This is a genomic window from Massiliimalia massiliensis, from assembly GCF_900155615.1.
GTDB lineage: Bacteria > Bacillota > Clostridia > Oscillospirales > Ruminococcaceae > Massiliimalia > Massiliimalia massiliensis.
In genome coordinates, this window is the sequence record NZ_FUHT01000004.1 from 255,574 (window position 1) to 275,252 (window position 19,679).

The following is a 19,679-nucleotide window of genomic DNA, read 5'->3' on the forward strand; positions in this document are numbered from 1 at the left end:
TTCCTGCTTGTTTCAAGTAAGATAAAAGATGCGTATAATCATGGAGAAAGAGGGAGGACAGGAATTGTTTGGATATATCAAGCCGTATAAGCCTGAGATGAAAATGAAGGAATTCGATACCTATAAAGCGGTTTATTGCGGCTTGTGCAAACAGCTTGGCAAGGTTTATGGTCCTTTTGCGCGATTGACCTTGAGCTATGATTTCACCTTTTTATCCATGGTTTCCCTCTCTTTATCCGACAAATGCGGCGGCTTTCGTATGGAAAAATGCGTGGCGAACCCACTGAAAAAAAAGCCGTGCATGGTGCCCTGCGGCGATCTGACGCTGAGCGCTTCTGCCGCGATGATTATGTTCTATTATAAATTAAAGGATAATATCCAGGATAGCGGAATCGGCGGCAGGATCAAGGCATATCTGCTTTTACCCTTTGCTGCTGCGGCTAGAAAACGCGCTAAAAAGCTTCATCCGGAGCTGGAGGAGATCGTCGGTACATGTATGCAGGAGCAGTATGAGGTAGAGCACAGCGACTCGGACAGCATCGACCGGGCGGCTGAACCTACGGCGAAAGCGCTGTCACAGATTTTTGAGCGGCTTTCGGAGCACCACGCGCAGCGGCGCGTTCTTTCACGGCTCGGATATCTGGTAGGGCGCTATGTATATCTGATTGACGCGCTGGACGACCTGGCGGACGATATCAAGACAGGGAGCTACAATATCCTTTATCGAAAGGCTCAAAAAGACGGAACAGAGCAACTGAGTGAAATCCGTACTTATGCACAGGGCGTGTTGAATCTGACGGTCGGTCAGATCGCGGCTGCCTACGAACTGCTTGATTTGAAGCGGTATAAAACAATTTTAGACAATCTGATTTATCTTGGTTTACATCAGAGCCTGAAGGCTGTACTGGAAAAAGGAACATCCAAGCCGAACGCCGCAGATCAGACAGAAATTGAAACCAATGGGAAGGAAATTACAGTATGACAAATCCTTATGATGTGTTGGGCGTAAACCCATCCGCCAGTGATGAAGAGGTGAAAAGCGCCTACCGCAGCTTGGCAAAAAAATATCATCCAGACAACTATTCGGAAAGCCCATTAAAAGAAGTGGCTGAAGAAAAGATGGCCGAGGTGAACCAGGCGTTTGATACCATTATGAACGAGCGCCGGGCCAGAGGCGGACAAAGCGCGGCCGGAACCTCTGCTTCATCCAATTTGTCTGATATCAGGCGGATGATTCAGCAAAACCGTCTGGTGGAAGCGGAGGAACTGTTGGATGGTATCCCGGTAAATATGCGGGATGCGGAATGGTATTTCTTAAAGGGAAGTGTTTATTTCTCCCGCGGATGGCTGGAGGATGCCGCCAACCATTTCTCAACTGCCTGCCGGATGAATCCGAATAATCCTGAATACCGCGCGGCAATGAACCGGATTATGTGGCAGAAACAAGGAAACTTCGGCACAGGATACGGCAACAATCCAAACCCATATCAGACAACCCAGAATACAGGCGGCTGTTCTGCTTGTGATATGTGCAGCGGGCTGATCTGTGCGGATTGTTGCTGTGAATGTATGGGCGGCGATTTGATTTCTTGCTGTTAGTATCAATTGTTGTGAAAGGAAGCTTTGTTTCTGGCAAAGCAGAGGGCTTAAAATGAAGAGGAGCACGCGGATTGCATATGGTGGAATCATATCGGCATTGAGCTTGGTCGCGATGTTTTTCACGGGGGTTTTCCCCTTTGCCGAATATGCCCTGCCGGCTGTTTCAGGGGTTTTTCTGGTTGTGCTGGTAATCGAATTTGGATTCAAGGCTGCGTTGATTGCGTTTGCTGCAGTCGCCCTGCTGTCTATTGTAATTACTCCAAATAAAGAAGCAGTGGTGCTGTTTATTGCTTTCCTCGGTTATTACCCGATTGTGAAAGGGAAGATTGAGACGCTGCGGACAAAGGCTGTTCCATGGGCGAAGCCGGTGCAATGGGTGTTGAAATTTGCCCTCTTTAACGCGGCGGCGATTGTCTCGTATGCGTTTATGATTTATGTACTGGGTATGACGGAGATCATGGAGGACTTTGCAGTATTTAAGCTTGGAATCTGGATTCTGCTTCTGCTTGGCAACGCGGTTTTCCTGATCTATGATATCGCTGTAACCCGGCTGGTTTCACTTTATATATACCAAATCAAGCCGAAATATCTCAGGCGCTTACATTAACATAAAATCCGGGAAGCAGAGCTGCTTCCCTTTTCTTATTGATGGAGGAAAGATGAAACGGCTGATTATGATTAACGGAACGATGGGCGTTGGAAAAACAACGGTTTGTCAGAATCTGAAAAAGCTGGGAGCAGATTCGCTCCCAGCTTTTATTTTAATGATTGATAGTCTATTTAACGGCTTTTTTTATGGCCTGGTCAAGATCGGCAATAATATCCTCGGTGTCCTCTAAGCCAATCGAGAGGCGGACAGTTTCCTCGCTGATCCCGGCGGCCTTTAGCTGTTCAGCCGAAAGCTGGCTATGGGTGGTAGTAGCGGGATGGATCACCAGGGAACGGACATCTCCAACGTTTGCAACATGCTTTAAAAGCTGCAGGCTGTCAATAAATTTCCGCCCGGTTTCCTTGCCGCCCTTTAAACCAAATGTGAAAACAGAACCGACACCGTTAGGAAGGTATTTATCTGCCAATGCTTTATATGGGCTGTCCGGCAGGGACGGATAGTTGATGAAGGATACGGAATCATTGGAGGCCAGGAACGCGACCACCTTATCCGCATTCTCACAGTGCCGCTGCATCCTGAGGGACAGGGTTTCGATCCCCTGCAAAAGCATGAACGCGTTGAATGGGGAAAGGCAGGCGCCAAGGTCGCGGGTGATCAGGGCTCGCAGGCGGCTGATAAAGGCCGTCGGACCGAGATCGGCGAATACGATTCCGTGGTAGCTCTGATCCGGCTCGTTATAGAGCGGGAAACGTTCATTTCCCTTGAAAACAAAATTTCCGGAATCCACGACAATACCGCCCATCACAGTAGAATGTCCGCCCAGGAATTTGGTGGCGGAGTGGATGACAAAATCAGCGCCGAATTCAATCGGACGGCAGAGATACGGAGTTGTAAAGGTGGAATCTGCAATGACCGGGATTCCATGACGGCGCCCGATTTTACAGATTGCTTCAATATCCGCTACATTTGCGTTTGGGTTGCCGACCACTTCAAAAAACAGCGCGCGTGTTTTTTCACTGATGTTGGCTTCCCAGGCATTCAGGTCATCCGGGTCAACAAATTTTACAGTAATCCCAAGGCGTTTGAGGGTCACGCCGAGCATATTGATCGCACCACCGTAAATAGCGTTGGAGGCGACGACCTCATCTCCCTCGCTGGCAAGGTTTATCATGGTGTTAAAAATTGCGGCATGTCCGGAAGCAAAGGACAGCGCGCCTACGCCGCCGTCAAGGTCTGCGACCCGCGCTTCCAGAATGTCGTTGGTTGGATTTTGCAGGCGGGTATAGATATTGCCGCCCTGCTTTAACTCAAACAGTTCCTGCGCGAACTGTGAATCGTCAAATTGATAGGCATTGGTCAGATACAACGGCGGTGTAACTGATTTCGTAGTTGGTTCAACCTGATAACCGGAATGAACCATTTTTGTGTCAAATTTATATTGGCTCATGGTGACCGCTCCTTTATTTGATCAGTATTTCAAATTAATTATAGCAGTATTGCAGGGAAAAAACAAACGCAAATCAGACCGGCGTGTAAAAAACTGTAGCATGTCATAAAATAGTAATAGGTTTTCCATTGAAATTATGTTATAATAAAAAGCAATTCCGGGCGGCTTTGGCCCGATTGGCTGGTTAACAGGCCAAATGAATTTTAAAGCACAAATCGAGTGGGGCACGGCACGTTCCCATACAGATTCAAAAAGAAAGGAAGACAATGATTCGATGTTAAAAAAACGCGTCACAGCATTCTTGCTGGCCATAACAATCTCTATTTCATTTTTTGCCCTTCCCGCCCAGGCGCTGACCTTTACGCCGGATTTTGAAATTTCCAGCGAAGGCGCCTATCTTGTGAATCTGGATACCGATACGGTGATCTATGCCAAGAATGAACATAAGCAGTTCTGTCCGGCGTCCCTGACAAAAATCATGACGGCGATTATCGCGCTGGAAAACTGCAGCGATCTGAGTACCAAGGTAACTGCTCCGGTTTTTGTCTTTGACGACCTCTATGGCCGCAATGCCTCCAACTGCGGGATGAGCGCCGGAGAGGAAATGACAATGCTGGACCTGCTCTATGGACTGATGCTGAAATCCGGCTGCGACGCGGCTGGAACCATTGCCTATTATTTCTGCGAAGAGGATACGGACGCCTTTGTCAAAATGATGAACGACAAAGCGAAACAGATCGGGGCAAACGATACGGTTTTCGCCGATCCGCATGGCTTGAACGACGGGGATTCTTTTACGACTGCATATGATATGTATTTGATCACCAAATATGCGCTCTCCCTTCCAAAATTTGAGGAGATTGCGACCACCTACTACTATGAGCTCCCGCCGACCAACAAACGGGGCGAGAACGACTCTACCCGTTACTGGACTCATACCAACGCAATGATGAATGATAAGTCTGTCTATTATAATCAGTATGTCAAAGGGATTAAAACGGGAACGGCGTCCTCCTCCGGCATCCAGAATCTGGTGACAATGGCGCAGAAGGATGGAAATACCTACCTGCTGTCCGTACTTGGCGCGCCGACCAGGGATTCGGAAGGAAATCGCCTGAATGGAACGACCAAGGACAGCGGAAAGCTTTACAATTGGGTGTTCAATGATTTCAGCATGCGCTCCATTGTGGATCTGGAGGAATATATTGCAGAGGTACCGGTGGAGCTATCCTCCGGCAACAACTATGTGATGGCCTTGCCGGGTGAGGATGTCCTGTCCTTTCTGCCGAATGACCTGGACTTAAATGAAGCGCTGGAAAAAGTTCCGCATTTGAACGACGAGGTGCTCGCGCCGATTAAAAAGGGTGACAAGGTCGGGACAATGGAGCTGAAAATTGACGGGGAAACGCTGGCGACAGTCAACCTGATCGCGGCAAATGACGTAGAACGGAGTACTCTCAAATATATCCTGTATGAAGCACAGAGGTTCTTTGAGAATAAATGGGTTAAGGTTGGGCTGGTTGTTTTGGCCGTCCTGGTATTCCTTTATATCGTATTTTCCATTTCCTATAATTACAAAAAACGCAAACGCCGAAAAAGCCGGAACAGGCTGAAATAAGCAAAGGATGAGCCTGCAATTTTTTACTGACTTGGGGCAGAAACCCGGGAAAAGAAAAAATTGCAGGTTTTTGTTGACAAACAATATTATACAATATATAATATTGTCAAAGATATAAATTGATGGGAGTGAGAGGATGACATTCCAACTGGGTGCGGCGCTGTTGGATTCCTGTGTCCTGGCTGTTTTGGAAAAGGGAGACACCTACGGCTATGTGCTGACGCAAAGTGTAAAGCAGATTATGGAGATATCAGAATCAACGCTTTATCCTGTGCTAAGAAGACTTCAGAAGAACGGCTGCCTGGAAACCTATGACCAGCCTTTTCAGGGCCGAAACCGCCGCTATTACCATATTACAGAGGCGGGCCGGGTCCAACTGGGGCAGGCAAAGCAGGAATGGACGGACTATAAGCAGAAGGGGGACTTAATGTTAGCAGGAGGGATCGGAGAATGAATCAGAAACAGTTTTTATATGAGTTGTGGCGGGAGCTGGAGCGTATCCCGATCGAAGAACGAGAGGAGGCTATGCGCTATTACGAGGAATATCTGGAGGATGCTCAGGGGAATGAGCAGGCTATCCATGCGCTGGGAACACCGAAAGAGGTTGCAGCCCAGATTTTGGGCGACTATGCTGTCAAGGGACTTCAAAAACCGGCTAAGTCGACGAAACAGGGGCTTTCCAAGGTGTGGCTGATAATCTTGGCTATTTTTGCCTCTCCGATTGCGCTGCCGCTTGCGGTTGCCATTGCAGCAGTCGCGCTGGTGCTGGTAATTGCGGCGGTCTCGGTCATGGTGGCGCTTTGTGCCGCAGGACTTGGCGCAGTACTGGGAGGGATCGCGGTGATTATCGCGGGCTGCTGGGTTCTTGTTGCCTCTCCTGCATCTGCTGTGTTTTTTGTCGGAATTGGGGTTTTTGCAGTCGGGCTGGGATTATTAATCGGCTTGTTTTCCGTCTGGCTCGGCAGGATTTCCGTTTCGGGAATTGGACGTGCGTTAGGGCGTTTTCTGAACCGGCACCGTAAAGCGCCGAATGGACTGGAAGGAGAGTGAACCGTATGAAAAGAACAGCAAAAATAATATTGTCAATTGCCCTGAGTCTAATTGGAATCGGGATAATCCTGGTAACGATCGGATATGTGTTTGGCGCGGCTACAGGGCTGGTATGGGAGAATGACAGATTTGTGACTGTTGGAAAACAAAATGAAGAGAAACAGGTAGTGAAGGATCTTGACCTGGAAGCATTTCAGAATCTTATGATCGATACGAGTCTGGCCGACGTCCAAGTAAAGGAAGCGGATTCCTACGGTGTGGAAATTATCTATTATCATGAAAATCAGAGGATAGACTATACCCTGGAAGACAAATCCCTTAAAATCGAATCGGCAGCTCAGAACAGCCCGTTCCAGCTCCAGATTGGCTTTTTGGGGAATAGGACGGCTTCTGTGATTGTATCTGTTCCGAAGGGGACGAAACTGGATCAGCTTTCTGTGCAGAACGACTGCGGCGATACCCGCCTGGAAAATTTGACTGCCGGGGAGATTTCACTATATGCGGGATTAGGGAATACGGAGCTATCCGGAGTTACAGCGGAAAAGCTGGAGCTCGACAACAATTCGGGAGAAGCGGCAATTGAAAAAAGTGAGATCCAAGTTTTGAGCTGCGATATGGATTTGGGCGACCTCACGCTTACTTCTGTTTCCGGCAGACGGGTAGAATCTATGATCTGCAACGCAGGAGACATTGAATTGGAGGATTGCAGCTGGAGCGAGGGCATCCTGTCACTGCAGAATGACCTGGGGGATATCACAGCAGAGAGTCTGACTGTGCACGGCCTTACGCTAAAAAGCTCGGCTGGCTCTGTAGAGCTCGCTGGCAGGATTACCGGTAAGATTCAAGCAGAGGTTGATCTCGGGGACGCGCAATTCAGCATCACCGGCAAGCGCAGCGATTACCAGTTATCACTGGATACGGACCTGGGAGACATTTCAGTTGATGGAGACAAATTTCAGGAAGTGAAAAACAACGGTGAAAATCAGATGGAGATTAAAGCGGACTGCGGTGACATTGACATTGAATTTACAGAATAAAAAAGGAAAGGAGAGGCAGACTGTCTCTCCTTTCCTTTGATTAGTGTCTTTAGACGGTTGAGTGCCAGCGGCACGAAACAGAAAACCACCCGCTATGCGGGTGGGAAACAAAAGGTTAAACCAAAAAAATCACCTTTCGTGGTACAATAAGATGTTCAAGCTTATTGCAAAAAAAGAAAGGTGATTTTAATGGCAAATAAAACAAACAGTTTATCACACACAAAATGGATGTGTAAGTACCACATAGTGTTCATACCGAAATACCGAAGAAAAGCGATATACGGACAGTATAGAGTGGATTTGCAGAAAATCATAAGAACACTGTGTAAATACAAAGGAGTAGAAATACTGGAAGGAAATATGATGCCTGACCATGTACATCTGCTTTTAAGTATACCACCAAAAATAAGTGTGTCAAGTTTCATGGGATACTTGAAAGGAAAAAGTGCGTTGATGATGTTTGATAAACATGCAAATCTAAAGTATAAGTATGGGAACAGACATTTCTGGGCAGAGGGGTACTATGTAAGTACAGTAGGACTCAATGAGGCAACCATACGGAAATACATAGAGGAACAGGAAAAGCACGATATAGCACTGGATAAATTGAGTGTAAAAGAGTATGAAGACCCTTTTAAGGGTAGCAGGTAGTACGAACGCCCTTTAAGGGGCGGCAAAAGCGGCAAAGGCAATAGGCTTGAACAAAGAGAAAGCCAGCGTCTTTAGGCGCTGGTCGGTATCTGCCCCTTATAGGGGCGAGCAAACCACCCGTTTGACGGGTGGTTATGATTGTTTACAATATCTTTAGAAAGTAACCTATTGTGTTTTTCCTTATATTTTGCTAAAATGATAAAATGAGGAATAGAAAAGCAGGGGCAAAAAGATGAAACAGCTAAACATTGTTTTGGTAGAACCACAGATTCCGCAGAATACCGGGAATATTGCACGCACCTGTGCTGCGACTGGGGCGCGGCTTCATATTGTCAAGCCGATGGGATTTCAGATAGATGACAGGAAGCTGAAGCGCGCTGGCCTGGATTACTGGTACCTGCTGGATATCACCTACTATGAAAGCCTTGATGATTTTTTTGCGGGAAATGATGGGGTGTATTATTACTTCACCACCAAAGGACAGCATATCTATTCGGACGTTATATATCCGGACAAGGTTTATCTGTTTTTTGGCAGGGAGGACGCCGGCCTGCCGGAGGAGCTTTTGTATCAGAATCCGGAAACAGCGGTGCGCGTCCCCATGATCCGGGATGCACGCAGCCTCAATCTGTCCAATACGGTTGCGCTGGCCGCATATGAGGTGCTTAGGCAATGGGGTTTCCCGGAGCTGAAGGTAAAGGGACAGTTAACCCGGTTTGAGTGGTAATTATGTAATGAAAAGAAAGGTATGAGAAGAAGATGGCATCAGTAAAAATCATGACCGATTCCGCATCGGATATCCCTATTCAATATGAGGCGGATTATGATATCGAAATTTTGGGCTTTCCGCTTACGATGGGAAATGAAACGTACTATGAACGGGTTGATTTCCCGGATCATGATGAATTCTATACCCGGCTGTACAGCGAACCCAAAATCCCTACCCATGCGCAGATTACCCAGATGATCTTTGAGGAACGGTTTGAAGAATTCTGGAAAATGGGATATCAGGATTTAATTTATATTTGTATCAACTCGAATGGCTCCAATACCTTCAATTCTGCTTTGATGGCGAAGAAAAGCTTTGAGGAGGCTCATCCCGGAATTGATTACCGTGTCCATGTGCTCGATTCCAAAACCTATTCCTATGCTTATGGCTATGCAGTGGTGGAAGCGGCAAAAAAGGCGCAGAGGGGAACACATGTAAATGAAATCCTTGCCTATCTGGAGGATTGGTTCAACAGCGTGGAAATCTATGCGACAGCCTATGCGCTTGACTTTGCGAAAAAATCAGGACGGGTGAGCAGTACGGCCGCATTTGTCGGAGAGCTGCTGGGTCTGAAACCGGTTATTACCTTTATTGACGGCGAAAACGCTACGCCTGCCAAGGTGCGGGGAGACAAAGCGGTGGTTCCGACACTGGTTAAAATGGCAAAGGAACACATGGTTCCGAAAACACCGTACCTTGTACTATATGGCAACAATATACCGGAACGGGACAAGCTGATCAAAGAACTGGAAAAGGCGGTTGGCTATCCGGCGGCAGATATCGTCCAGATCGGAGCTACCATCTCCATCAACATCGGCGCGAATTTGGTTGCGGTTGCTGTAAAAGGCTCTCAGAAGCATTAGGGTTGAATGTTTCGTTGACAAATTGCCCAAACTGTATGGTGGCATAGGGCAAACATTCTACTTGCAAAAAATGCTGTTTTAGTGTAAAATGATGGTAGTTTGTTAGAAGTTTAACCAAGATAAATTGGTTGACAAGAAGGTATAAAAAAGTAATTTTTTATCGTTTGAAAGGATGAAACAAATGGCTTCTTTAAACAAAAAGACGGTTGATGACATTAACTTTAAGGGCAAAAGAGTTTTGGCCCGCTGCGATTTTAACGTTCCGCTGAAAAACGGCGTGATCACAGATGAAAACAGAATTGTCGCAGCCCTGCCGACAATCAAGAAACTGATTGCTGACGGTGCAAAGGTAATCCTGTGCTCCCACCTTGGGAAACCGAAAGGGGAACCAAAACCGGAACTGTCTTTGGCGCCGGTTGCAAAGCGCCTTTCCGAGCTGCTTGGCAAAGAAGTTGTATTTGCTGCAGATGACAATGTTGTGGGTGAAAATGCAAAAGCCGCTGTTGCCGCTATGAAGGACGGCGACGTGGTTCTGCTTCAGAATACCAGATACCGCGCAGAAGAAACCAAAAACGGGGAAGCTTTCAGCAAAGAGCTGGCGAGCCTCTGCGATGTGTTTGTAAACGATGCATTTGGCACCGCGCACAGGGCACACTGCTCTACTGTCGGTGTGGCTTCCTTTGTTGACGAAGCATGTGTGGGCTATCTGATGGGAAAAGAGCTCCAATATCTCGGTAATGCGGTAGAAGATCCTGCAAGGCCGTTTGTTACCATCCTGGGTGGTGCAAAGGTTGCCGATAAATTAAATGTAATCGAAAACCTGCTGAACAAGGCGGATACCCTGATTATTGGCGGCGGTATGGCGTTTACCTTCTTGAAAGCGAAAGGCTACAACGTTGGAAAGTCTCTTGTTGACGATACTAAAATCGATTACTGCAAGGATATGCTGAAAAAAGCAGATGAGAAGGGTGTAAAAATTCTGCTTCCGATTGATAATGTTATGATTAAGGATTTCCCGAACCCGATTGACGCACCTGTTGAAACTAAGGTTTGCAACGATGCAGAAATGGATCCGGAAATGATGGGCGTTGATATTGGGCCGAAAACCAGAGAAGCGTTTGCAGATGCTGTAAAAGCTGCGAAAACAGTCGTTTGGAACGGGCCGATGGGCGTATTTGAAAATCCGACCTTGGCGGAAGGAACCATTGCGGTTGCAAAAGCGTTAGCTGAAACAGATGCGGTCACCATTATCGGCGGCGGCGACTCTGCGGCAGCGGTCAACACCCTGGGCTTTGGCGACAAGATGACGCACATTTCTACTGGCGGCGGAGCTTCCCTGGAATTTCTGGAAGGCAAAGCTTTGCCGGGTATTGAATGCGTAAGCGATAAATAAGTCCGAAAACGAAAGGGCAGGTAACCAAATTGCCTGCCCGTTTTCACGTATCAGAATTATTTTTATTTATAAAGGAGATTGTCACTATGAATAAAGCATTGAGAAAAGCAGTTATTGCCGGGAACTGGAAAATGAATAAAAACAGGGCGGAAGCCAAAGCTCTGATTGAAGAATTAAAACCGCTTGTTGCGGACGCTTCCTGTGACGTTGTAATCTGCGTGCCGTTTACCAATCTGGAAACCGCTTTGGCAGCAACCGAAGGCAGCAACATCAAAGTAGGAGCTGAAAACTGCCACTTTGAAAAATCCGGCGCTTTCACCGGAGAAATTTCTGCTGACATGCTCACAGAAATGGGTGTGGAATATGTTATCATCGGCCACAGTGAAAGAAGACAGTATTTTGGGGAAACCGATGTGACTGTTAACAAGAGAACCAAAGCTGCGATTGAAGCCGGCTTAAACGTGATCCTCTGCGTTGGCGAAATGCTGGAAGACCGTGAAAATGGGATTACTGCCGAATTGGTTGCGCTGCAAACCAAAATCGCGCTGAAGGATGTTGCCAGGGATCAGCTAAAACAGGTTATCATTGCGTACGAACCGGTTTGGGCAATTGGAACCGGAAAAACCGCAACAGCAGAACAGGCAAATGAAGTTTGCGCGATCATACGTTCCGTGATTGCTGAAATGTATGACCAGGCTGCCGCTGATGCAATGACCATTCAGTACGGCGGTTCCATGAACGCGAAAAATGCAGAAGAACTGGTTGCCCAGCCGGATGTTGACGGCGGTCTGATCGGCGGTGCGGCATTGAAGGCGCAGGATTTCTCTGTGATCGTAAAAGCTGCAAGCAATGGCTAAGGATAAGCAAAATTTTCGGTCGCTGACCTTGGAGGATATTTGAATGAAAAAACCTTTGGCGTTAATTATCATGGATGGCTTTGGAAAGAATGATTCGGATTACGGCAATGCGATTACTGCGGCAGCAAAACCGAATCTGGACCGGATTATTAAAAACGGTGTCATGACCTATATCGGTGCGTCCGGGCTGAACGTTGGCCTGCCGGACGGACAGATGGGGAATTCCGAGGTCGGACATACCAACATTGGTGCTGGACGGGTTGTGTATCAGGAACTGACCAGAATTACAAAATCAATTCAGGATGGAGACTTTTTCCAGAATCCTGCTTTGGTAAAGGCGATGGACAACTGCCGGGCCAATAATAAAGCGCTGCATTTGATGGGTCTGATGTCAGACGGCGGGGTACACAGCCACAACGAGCATCTTTATGGACTGCTCGAGCTGGCAAAACGGTTTGGAATTGAAGACGTCTATGTACACTGCTTTATGGATGGACGTGACGTTCCGCCGACCTCCGGTAAGGATTATATTGAACAGCTTGAGAAAAAGATGGAAGAAATCGGTGTTGGCAAGATTGCAACCGTAATGGGCAGATACTATGCTATGGACCGTGACAACCGCTGGGAGCGTGTGGAAAAGGCTTATGCGGCGATGGTATACGGGGAAGGCGTACAAAATGCCTGCCCGGCTGATACCATGGCTAAATCTTATGCGGATGGTGTTACTGACGAGTTTGTAGTGCCGACTGTCTGCGATCCGAACGGGAAAATCAAAGAAGGTGATAGTGTGATCTTCTTTAATTTCCGCCCTGACCGTGCGCGGGAAATTACCCGTACTCTGGTTGACGATGCGTTTGAAGGGTTTGAACGCCGCGACGGCAGATTCCCGCTTTGCTTTGTCTGCATGACACAGTATGACGTTACAATGCCGAACGTTGACGTTGCGTTCAAGCCACAGACACTGGTGAATACCTTTGGGGAATATATCAGTAAAAACGGCTTGACCCAGCTTAGAATTGCTGAAACTGAAAAATACGCGCATGTAACCTTCTTCTTTAACGGCGGTGTAGAGGCAACCTTTGAAGGGGAAGACCGCGCGCTGATTAACTCTCCTAAGGTTGCTACCTATGATCTGAAACCGGAAATGAGCGCGTATGAAGTTTGTGATGAGGTGGTCAAGAGAATTGAATCAGACCGTTATGACGTGATTATCCTCAATTACGCAAACTGCGATATGGTTGGCCACACCGGCGTTTTCGATGCTGCCAAGGCGGCTGTAGAGGCGGTTGACACCTGTGTCGGACGGACTGTAGATGCGATTCTGGCAAAGGGCGGTGTTGCGCTGATTACCGCTGACCACGGAAACGCAGACCAGATGTATGAGCCGGACGGTTCTCCGTTTACTGCTCATACCACCAATCCGGTGCCGTTTATCGTAGCTGGGATGGACTGCAAGCTTCGGGAAGGCGGAAAGCTGGCCGATATTGCACCGACGATGCTTCAGATTTTGGATCTGCCAAAACCGGAAGAAATGGATGGAACCAGCTTGATTGCTGAATAAAATTAAAAGCGGAGAGGAATTTCCTCTCCGCTTTTTGTATAGCGGTTCTTTTTCGGGACATACTCAGAATAGGGTTTGAAACCAGAAAGGATGTTAGCATATGAACGAAGAGCTGAGTAAATTGCTGCAGGAAGATAAAATGGCCGAACAGTATTTTTCCTCTTTGCCGGTGCATATTCAGGAAACCATCCAGCAGACTGGAATGAAAATGAAATCGGTAGAAGAACTGAGAAACTGTGCGGAAACATTGATCCGGGCAAAATAGAAGCATATAAAAAGAGAGGCATGCAGACCTGCATGCCTCTCTTTTTATATGCCCTTTTGTTTGATGATCGCGGATAACAGCGCTGTATTACAGCAGGCTTCTACTACCGGGACGGCTCTTGCGGCAATACAGGGATCATGCCGTCCGACAATACTGAGCTTTGTCTCCTTGTGTTCCGCGAGGTCAACGGTATCCTGTTCTTTCGCAATCGATGGGGTTGGCTTGAACGCCAGCCTGAAATCGATCGGCATACCGGAGGAAATCCCTCCCAGGATACCGCCGTGATGGTTGGTCTTTGTCTTTACAATATCACCGTCCAGATAAAACGGGTCGTTGTTCTCGCTTCCCATAAGCCGCGGGGCGTGGAATCCCTCACCGAATTCAATGCCTTTAACGCCGGGAATGCTGAACATCATCGAGGAGATAAGGCTTTCCAGGTTATCAAAGATAGGAGAACCGATTCCCGCCGGCATCCCAAGCGCTGCGCACTCGACAATTCCGCCGACAGAATCCATAGACAGCCGGGCTTTCTGAATGGTTTCAATGATCCGCATCCGTTTGATCTCATCGATTACCGGAAAGGGGAGGGAACGGATTTCCTCTATTTTTTTCCGGGTCAGCGTTTGGGTATCCAGCTTGCTGCAGATGATATCATGGACGGACAGCAGATGGGCTACCGCATAAACACCGTATTGCTCCAGGATTTGTCCGCAGATCGCCCCGGCAGCCACCAGACAAGCAGTTAGGCGGCCGGAAAAATGCCCGCCTCCCCGGATATCATTAGCACCCTGATACCGCAGGTAACCGGTGAAATCAGCGTGTCCCGGACGGACGGTTGTCTGTACGTTCTGGTAATCCTGGGAACGAACATTGGTATTGCGGATAAAAAGGGCGAGCGGCGTGCCGTTGGTAGTTCCCTGGTAAAGCCCGGACTGAATTTCCGGAACATCCGGCTCGACACGGGAGGTGGTCGTCCCATCCGATTTTGCCTGCCGGCGCTTCATAAATGCCTGCACTCTTTCCATATCGATGGATACACCGGCAGGCAGGTTATCGATTACCACCCCAATCGCGGCGGAATGGGATTCACCGAAAATAGATAGCTGGATTCCGTTATTCCAAATCGAGGACATGACAGCAACCTCCTAACTGACGGTAATGGTCAAAAAACGCGGGATAGGACTTTTTTACGCAGTCAGCGTGATGCAATATAGTGCTTCCGGTTGCCGCAGAGGCGGCAACCGCCGCGCACATGGCGATGCGGTGGTCGTTGAAGCTCTCCAGCTCCGCGCCGGAGAGTGTTCCGACGCCTTCAATGGTAATTGTTCCATCCTGATAAGAGGCGATGCCTCCCATTTTCCGGATTAAATCCAGGGTGGAAGCGATCCGGTCACTCTCCTTGAGCTTCAGGCGTTCTGTGTGAGTAATATGCGAAGTCCCCTTACAAAAGCAGGCCAGCACAGCCAGGATTGGAACCAGATCGGGGATATCCGCCCCGTCCGCTTCAAAAGCGGTTAAGGCTTCAGCCCGGCAGGTCAGCACCCCATCCTGAGATTTGACCTCAGCCCCGGCACGCTTGAGGATGGAAAGAATTTCCCGGTCACCCTGAACAGATGTCTCAGGGAAGGACTCTAATGCAACATCGGCTCCCAGCGCGTCGGCCACAAGGAAAAACGCCGCCTGGGAATAATCGCTCTCCGCGGTATATTCACAGCAGCGGTACTGCTGTCCGCCCGGAATCAGGTAGCCGCTTTCTGTCTGCTCAATCCGGATGCCAAACTGGGACAGGACATGCAGGGTGATATCTACATAGCTTTTCGATTCAAACGGCGGCAGGACTTCAATTCTGCTGGTTTCCTCCAGCAGTGGGAGAGCAAATAAAAGCCCTGTGATAAACTGTGAACTGACGTTGCCGTTGACCCGGTAAATTCCGGGCCGAAGTGTTCCGGCTATTTGAAACGGCAAATTTCCGTTATAATCTACTTTAACGCCATGCTCGGATAGCACCGTCTGATAGATAGCAAGCGGACGTTCCACAAGACGGTTTTTTCCATGAAAAACTGCGTTGATGCCAAATGCGCCCGCTACCGGGATCAGAAACCGGAGGGTGGAACCAGATTCTTCGCACTGCAGATTGACAGCGTCTGGAGGCGTGGCGATTCCATTGACCAGTACCGTATCCCCCTTGATTTTAAAGGAAGCACCGAGCTTTGTAAGGCAGTCCATTGTTGCGGTAATATCCTCTGACAGCCCGAAATGATGAATGCTGCTTGTTCCCCGGGCCAGTGCCGCGCAGATCAGTGCGCGGTGCAGCAGGCTTTTCGATGGCGGTATGGTAACAGTCCCTTTTAAATGGGATGGAGAGAAAGCGGCATGCTCCGGCAGGCCGGGTTCCCGTAAGGTGAGCAGGTATTGGAATTCCTGCTGATTTACCTTATGTACGAAAGCGGTACCAATTTTAGAAATTAAAATCAGGTTCAGTCCGCCATTTAGGTTCTTCTTGTCCAGTGCGCAGATCTCCTCCAATGTTTCGTTGGAAAGACCGCAGCTTATCGGCAGGTCAAAGCTCCTAAGTAAGGTTAAAAGGCGGAGGGTAGTGCCCGGCTTGGTATAGCCGGCCCGCTCGGAAATCCCTGTGAGGAACGCCATTCCAATCGCGACACCCTGTCCGTGGGTGTATCCTGCATAATGGTAGTATTTTTCGATCGCATGGCCGATGGTGTGCCCGAAATTCAGGATCATCCGCAGACCCTTGTCAAACTCGTCCTGACAGACGACCTCGGCTTTAATTTCAATACAGCGCTTAATGATGGCGGCCAGTGTTTCCGGGCGGCGGATATCCGGAATCTGCTCAAATAGGGCCTCGTCATAGATGCAGCCATATTTGATAATTTCCGCAACGCCGTCATGAAAAATTTCCGGAGTTAGGGTAGACAGGGAACCGGTATCACAGAGAACTGCCGCCGGCTGGTAGAATGTCCCGACCAGGTTCTTTCCCGCGGGAATATCAATCGCCGTTTTTCCGCCGACAGAGGAATCCACCTGCGCTAAAAGTGTCGTCGGGATTTGCAGATAAGGGATGCCGCGCAGATAAATTGAGGCGGCAAACCCGGTCAGATCTCCGACAACTCCGCCGCCCAACGCAACCAAAAGGTCGGTTCGGGTCATGGAAAGCCCGGCGCAGAAATCCATGAGCTTAAAAAGATTCTGCGCGTTTTTAGATTGCTCGCCATGCGGGATGAGAAACGATTCAACCCGGATTGTTTCCGGAAAACTGTCCCGCACAGCTTGCAGGTAAAGCGGCGCTACGTTGTCATCGGAGACAATGACTACAGTGCGGAAATCTGTGATTGGGCGGGCGGTTTCGTAGGTCTTTTCCAAGAGACCCTGACCCACCACGACCTGGTACGGGTGATTTGTCTGAATGGGAATGGTTTCTGCCATGGAGGATAACAACCTTTCTGTAAAGATGGGATTTCAGTTACAGTGTTTTACCGGAGAATTCCGCCTGTGCCGTGACTTTTTTCATCACTTGGTCAAACTGTACCGGTGTGAGAGACTGCGCTCCGTCACAGAGCGCCATTTTCGGATTGTTGTGAACCTCGATCATTAAGCCGTCCGCCCCGGCTGCAATCGCCGCGAGGGAGAGCGGTTCCACCAGCCATGGAATGCCGGTTGCATGGCTTGGGTCAACGATGATCGGCAGATGGGAATAATGCTTTAAAAGCGGAATCGCGGACAGATCCAGCGTATTCCGGGTCATGGTTTCAAAGGTTCTGATTCCGCGTTCGCAGAAGATGACATTTTGATTTCCGCCCGCCATAATGTATTCCGCGCTCATCAGGAACTCTTCCAAAGTATTGGCAAGCCCCCGCTTTAACAGGATCGGCTTATCGCAATGGCCAAGCTCTTTTAAAAGCTCGAAGTTCTGCATATTTCTTGCGCCGACCTGGATGATATCGACATCCTCGAAAAGATCAAGATGCGCAAGGCTCATGATTTCGGTGACAATCGGCAGTCCGGTTTCTTTTTTGGCCTCCAGCAGGTATTTTAAGCCCTCGTCGTGCAGTCCCTGGAAGGCGTACGGAGAGGTGCGCGGTTTGAACGCGCCGCCGCGCAGGAATTTTGCGCCGCTTTTTTTGACCTCTTTTGCAACGGCAATTACCTGTTCCTCGCTCTCAACCGAGCAGGGCCCTGCGATGACGTCGAAGGTTCCGCCGCCGATCTGCACGCCGCAGACATCGATGACAGTATCCTCCGGATGGAATTTCCGGTTTGCAATTTTATAGGGTTCTGATACCCGGCGGATGTCTTCTACAACGTCCTTTGCCTGAATCGCTGCGATATCGATCTTTGTTGTATCACCAACCAGCCCCCAGATGGTGGTTTGTTCCCCTTGGATTTCTGATATTTTTACGTTGTACTGTCCCAAATAGTCGTGCAGCTCTTTTACCTGGTCGGGGGCCTGACCGTTTTTCAGAATGATAATCATGTTCTCTACTCTCCTTTTCCTTTTGGATGAACAAATTTGATTTCCGGCATCAAAAAAGGCCTATGACTTTGCTACACAAAGCCACAGACCTTTTCATATCGTTACCCATTCCAGGCAATATCCAGAAAATTCTATTGACTCAATCCAGCAAATCTATCTTTTCCACAGCAAAAATAACCAAAGCTTCTAAAGGCGAAGATTTGGCTGCTAAAGTAGAAAAAGTAAGATTTCACAGCATTAGCAATAGACATAGAATTTGAACTCCCTTGATCATATATGACCTTCCGGTCATCTATTTACAGTCTTAATCATATACTTCTTTGGTGATCTTGTCAAGAGTTTTTTTGAGAAGTTCTAATTGGGCGGCCTCTTACATATGGTTTAATAAACGCAGAATGAAGTGGAAAGCGAGGGAAAGAAAAGATGGACGAGAACCGAAAAGGATTCCTGCAGGTATGTGAATATCTGCCGGCAGGGCTTCGGCTGACAATCAAAAAAATTCCCCAGTTCATGCAGGACAGCCTTCATGAAATCCGCCTCCGGGCGGAAAAGCCGGTCTGTCTCTTTGACGGGAAAAATTCCTATCTGCTGAACCGGGATGGGACAGTATCGTCAGAAAACGGACGGGCTTATTGTATTTCCAAGCGCGAACTGGACGAAACCTTCAAGCTGTTGTGCGAGTATTCAGTACATAGCTTTCAGGAGGAAATCAGGCAGGGCTTTATCACCTTACGGGGCGGACATCGTGCCGGGATTTGCGGGACATGCCTGCTTGACCAGGGAAGGGTAACCGGAGTAAAAGAGATCAGTTCGGTCAATCTGAGGATCGCGCGCCAGATGATGGGCGTCGCTGACGAGCTTTATCAAAAGCTGTTTTTAGACGGGCTGCATTCTGTACTCATTGTCGGACAGGCCGGCAGTGGGAAAACCACCCTGCTGAGGGACTTGATCCGCCAGCTATCTGAAGGGCGGGCCGGACGCTCCTACAAAATTTCTGTGGTGGACGAGAGAGGGGAGCTGGCTGCTGTCTGGAGAGGTGTAAGTCAAAACCAGCTCGGAAAAAATACCGATGTCTACCATCTTTACCCCAAGCACATCGGGATGAGTATGGCGATACGAACCCTGTCGCCGCAGGTAATTGCCTGTGATGAGATTGGCTCGGAGGACGATATCCTTGCCCTTTTGCAGAGCATGAATGCTGGAGTCTCCGTCCTGGCCACTGTGCATGGAAGCAGCCTGGAAGACGTCAACAACCGAGGAAAAATCGCTTCCGTCCTTTCTGAGGGAGTGTTCGATTTTGCTGTGATATTAAAGGGGACGGGCTGCCCAGGAGAGGTGAAGGAAATAGTCAGGCTGGCGGAAAATCGTTTCGGAAGGTAAGAACGTGGACGGCGGATTTCGTGCTGGGAGTGAGGGAAGGCCCATTTCCCCTGATAAGTGACAATTTTGAAAGCAGAATCGACTCTA

General features: G+C 48.6%; 19 protein-coding genes. 15 read left to right on the plus strand and 4 right to left on the minus strand.

Annotated elements, in window-relative coordinates:
- The first annotated feature begins 40 nt into the window (after positions 1–40).
- The 3 genes from CZ360_RS09675 to CZ360_RS09685 are packed head-to-tail and all read left to right on the plus strand — an operon-like array spanning position 41 to position 2,206.
- Entirely contained in the window at positions 41–982 is a 942-nt protein-coding gene (locus tag CZ360_RS09675; RefSeq protein WP_077534005.1) for a DUF5685 family protein, read from the plus strand.
- Positions 979–1,599 (plus strand): J domain-containing protein, encoded by a 621-nt coding sequence (locus CZ360_RS09680; RefSeq protein WP_077534006.1) that lies wholly within the window; start codon positions 979–981, stop codon positions 1,597–1,599. Before CZ360_RS09675 ends, CZ360_RS09680 begins: the two co-directional genes overlap by 4 nt.
- 52 nt (positions 1,600–1,651) lie before the next feature.
- On the plus strand, positions 1,652–2,206 hold the full coding sequence (locus CZ360_RS09685; RefSeq protein WP_077534007.1) for a hypothetical protein: 555 nt from the start codon (positions 1,652–1,654) through the stop codon (positions 2,204–2,206).
- 169 nt (positions 2,207–2,375) lie between these two features.
- Here the strand turns inward: CZ360_RS09685 and CZ360_RS09695 are convergent, their stop codons facing one another.
- Complete coding sequence (locus CZ360_RS09695) at positions 2,376–3,656, minus strand: O-acetylhomoserine aminocarboxypropyltransferase/cysteine synthase family protein (RefSeq protein WP_077534009.1); 1,281 nt, start codon at positions 3,654–3,656, stop codon at positions 2,376–2,378.
- Positions 3,657–3,930: 274 nt separating this feature from the next.
- Between CZ360_RS09695 and CZ360_RS09700 the strand changes: the two genes are divergently transcribed.
- From CZ360_RS09700 to CZ360_RS14080, 11 genes are all read left to right on the plus strand, one after another.
- A complete protein-coding gene (locus CZ360_RS09700; protein WP_159438223.1) occupies positions 3,931–5,274 on the plus strand; it encodes a D-alanyl-D-alanine carboxypeptidase family protein in 1,344 nt (447 codons plus the stop codon).
- A 136-nt stretch (positions 5,275–5,410) separates the two neighbouring features.
- Entirely contained in the window at positions 5,411–5,728 is a 318-nt protein-coding gene (locus CZ360_RS09705; RefSeq protein WP_077534011.1) for a PadR family transcriptional regulator, read from the plus strand.
- Complete coding sequence (locus tag CZ360_RS09710; protein WP_077534012.1) at positions 5,725–6,324, plus strand: DUF1700 domain-containing protein; 600 nt, start codon at positions 5,725–5,727, stop codon at positions 6,322–6,324. The genes CZ360_RS09705 and CZ360_RS09710 overlap by 4 nt, the downstream gene beginning before the upstream one ends.
- Before the next feature lie 5 nt (positions 6,325–6,329).
- A complete protein-coding gene (locus CZ360_RS09715) occupies positions 6,330–7,361 on the plus strand; it encodes a DUF4097 family beta strand repeat-containing protein (RefSeq protein ID WP_077534013.1) in 1,032 nt (343 codons plus the stop codon).
- 189 nt (positions 7,362–7,550) lie between these two features.
- Entirely contained in the window at positions 7,551–8,012 is a 462-nt protein-coding gene (gene tnpA, locus CZ360_RS09720; RefSeq protein ID WP_077532218.1) for an IS200/IS605 family transposase, read from the plus strand.
- 232 nt (positions 8,013–8,244) lie between these two features.
- Complete coding sequence (locus CZ360_RS09725; RefSeq protein WP_077534014.1) at positions 8,245–8,739, plus strand: tRNA (cytidine(34)-2'-O)-methyltransferase; 495 nt, start codon at positions 8,245–8,247, stop codon at positions 8,737–8,739.
- 32 nt (positions 8,740–8,771) lie between these two features.
- Positions 8,772–9,644, plus strand: a complete 873-nt coding sequence (locus tag CZ360_RS09730; protein ID WP_077534015.1) for a DegV family protein — start codon at positions 8,772–8,774, stop codon at positions 9,642–9,644.
- Between the two features lie 181 nt (positions 9,645–9,825).
- Positions 9,826–11,037, plus strand: coding sequence for a phosphoglycerate kinase (locus CZ360_RS09735; protein ID WP_077534016.1), 1,212 nt, complete (start codon positions 9,826–9,828; stop codon positions 11,035–11,037).
- A gap of 86 nt (positions 11,038–11,123) precedes the next feature.
- On the plus strand, positions 11,124–11,894 hold the full coding sequence (gene tpiA, locus CZ360_RS09740; protein WP_077534017.1) for a triose-phosphate isomerase: 771 nt from the start codon (positions 11,124–11,126) through the stop codon (positions 11,892–11,894).
- A 43-nt stretch (positions 11,895–11,937) separates the two neighbouring features.
- Positions 11,938–13,455, plus strand: coding sequence for a 2,3-bisphosphoglycerate-independent phosphoglycerate mutase (gene gpmI / locus CZ360_RS09745; protein WP_077534018.1), 1,518 nt, complete (start codon positions 11,938–11,940; stop codon positions 13,453–13,455).
- A 100-nt stretch (positions 13,456–13,555) separates the two neighbouring features.
- Positions 13,556–13,720, plus strand: coding sequence for a hypothetical protein (locus CZ360_RS14080; protein WP_159438225.1), 165 nt, complete (start codon positions 13,556–13,558; stop codon positions 13,718–13,720).
- Positions 13,721–13,764: 44 nt separating this feature from the next.
- Here the strand turns inward: CZ360_RS14080 and aroC are convergent, their stop codons facing one another.
- From aroC to aroF, 3 genes are read right to left on the minus strand one after another with little or no spacing between them, the layout of a single operon-like run.
- Positions 13,765–14,853, minus strand: a complete 1,089-nt coding sequence (gene aroC, locus CZ360_RS09750; protein WP_077534019.1) for a chorismate synthase — start codon at positions 14,851–14,853, stop codon at positions 13,765–13,767.
- The gene (gene aroA, locus CZ360_RS09755) at positions 14,834–17,164 is read right to left on the minus strand and encodes a 3-phosphoshikimate 1-carboxyvinyltransferase (RefSeq protein WP_077534020.1); all 2,331 of its coding nucleotides are present in this window, start codon (positions 17,162–17,164) and stop codon (positions 14,834–14,836) included. The genes aroC and aroA overlap by 20 nt, the downstream gene beginning before the upstream one ends.
- A 37-nt stretch (positions 17,165–17,201) precedes the next feature.
- Positions 17,202–18,212, minus strand: a complete 1,011-nt coding sequence (gene aroF / locus CZ360_RS09760; RefSeq protein WP_077534021.1) for a 3-deoxy-7-phosphoheptulonate synthase — start codon at positions 18,210–18,212, stop codon at positions 17,202–17,204.
- Between the two features lie 423 nt (positions 18,213–18,635).
- On the opposite strand from aroF, the gene CZ360_RS09770 reads away from it, so the two are divergent.
- Complete coding sequence (locus tag CZ360_RS09770) at positions 18,636–19,592, plus strand: ATPase, T2SS/T4P/T4SS family (RefSeq protein WP_077534023.1); 957 nt, start codon at positions 18,636–18,638, stop codon at positions 19,590–19,592.
- Positions 19,593–19,679: the final 87 nt, after the last annotated feature.

What these genes read in the sequence shown, in the direction of transcription:
- CZ360_RS09675 (WP_077534005.1), top strand. Translation starts at nt 41, where the DNA reads ATGGAGAAAGAGGGAGGACAGGAATTGTTTGGATATATCAAGCCGTAT.
- CZ360_RS09680 (WP_077534006.1), top strand. Translation starts at nt 979, where the DNA reads ATGACAAATCCTTATGATGTGTTGGGCGTAAACCCATCCGCCAGTGAT.
- CZ360_RS09685 (WP_077534007.1), top strand. Translation starts at nt 1,652, where the DNA reads ATGAAGAGGAGCACGCGGATTGCATATGGTGGAATCATATCGGCATTG.
- CZ360_RS09695 (WP_077534009.1), bottom strand. Translation starts at nt 3,656, where the DNA reads ATGAGCCAATATAAATTTGACACAAAAATGGTTCATTCCGGTTATCAG.
- CZ360_RS09700 (WP_159438223.1), top strand. Translation starts at nt 3,931, where the DNA reads ATGTTAAAAAAACGCGTCACAGCATTCTTGCTGGCCATAACAATCTCT.
- CZ360_RS09705 (WP_077534011.1), top strand. Translation starts at nt 5,411, where the DNA reads ATGACATTCCAACTGGGTGCGGCGCTGTTGGATTCCTGTGTCCTGGCT.
- CZ360_RS09710 (WP_077534012.1), top strand. Translation starts at nt 5,725, where the DNA reads ATGAATCAGAAACAGTTTTTATATGAGTTGTGGCGGGAGCTGGAGCGT.
- CZ360_RS09715 (WP_077534013.1), top strand. Translation starts at nt 6,330, where the DNA reads ATGAAAAGAACAGCAAAAATAATATTGTCAATTGCCCTGAGTCTAATT.
- tnpA (WP_077532218.1), top strand. Translation starts at nt 7,551, where the DNA reads ATGGCAAATAAAACAAACAGTTTATCACACACAAAATGGATGTGTAAG.
- CZ360_RS09725 (WP_077534014.1), top strand. Translation starts at nt 8,245, where the DNA reads ATGAAACAGCTAAACATTGTTTTGGTAGAACCACAGATTCCGCAGAAT.
- CZ360_RS09730 (WP_077534015.1), top strand. Translation starts at nt 8,772, where the DNA reads ATGGCATCAGTAAAAATCATGACCGATTCCGCATCGGATATCCCTATT.
- CZ360_RS09735 (WP_077534016.1), top strand. Translation starts at nt 9,826, where the DNA reads ATGGCTTCTTTAAACAAAAAGACGGTTGATGACATTAACTTTAAGGGC.
- tpiA (WP_077534017.1), top strand. Translation starts at nt 11,124, where the DNA reads ATGAATAAAGCATTGAGAAAAGCAGTTATTGCCGGGAACTGGAAAATG.
- gpmI (WP_077534018.1), top strand. Translation starts at nt 11,938, where the DNA reads ATGAAAAAACCTTTGGCGTTAATTATCATGGATGGCTTTGGAAAGAAT.
- CZ360_RS14080 (WP_159438225.1), top strand. Translation starts at nt 13,556, where the DNA reads ATGAACGAAGAGCTGAGTAAATTGCTGCAGGAAGATAAAATGGCCGAA.
- aroC (WP_077534019.1), bottom strand. Translation starts at nt 14,853, where the DNA reads ATGTCCTCGATTTGGAATAACGGAATCCAGCTATCTATTTTCGGTGAA.
- aroA (WP_077534020.1), bottom strand. Translation starts at nt 17,164, where the DNA reads ATGGCAGAAACCATTCCCATTCAGACAAATCACCCGTACCAGGTCGTG.
- aroF (WP_077534021.1), bottom strand. Translation starts at nt 18,212, where the DNA reads ATGATTATCATTCTGAAAAACGGTCAGGCCCCCGACCAGGTAAAAGAG.
- CZ360_RS09770 (WP_077534023.1), top strand. Translation starts at nt 18,636, where the DNA reads ATGGACGAGAACCGAAAAGGATTCCTGCAGGTATGTGAATATCTGCCG.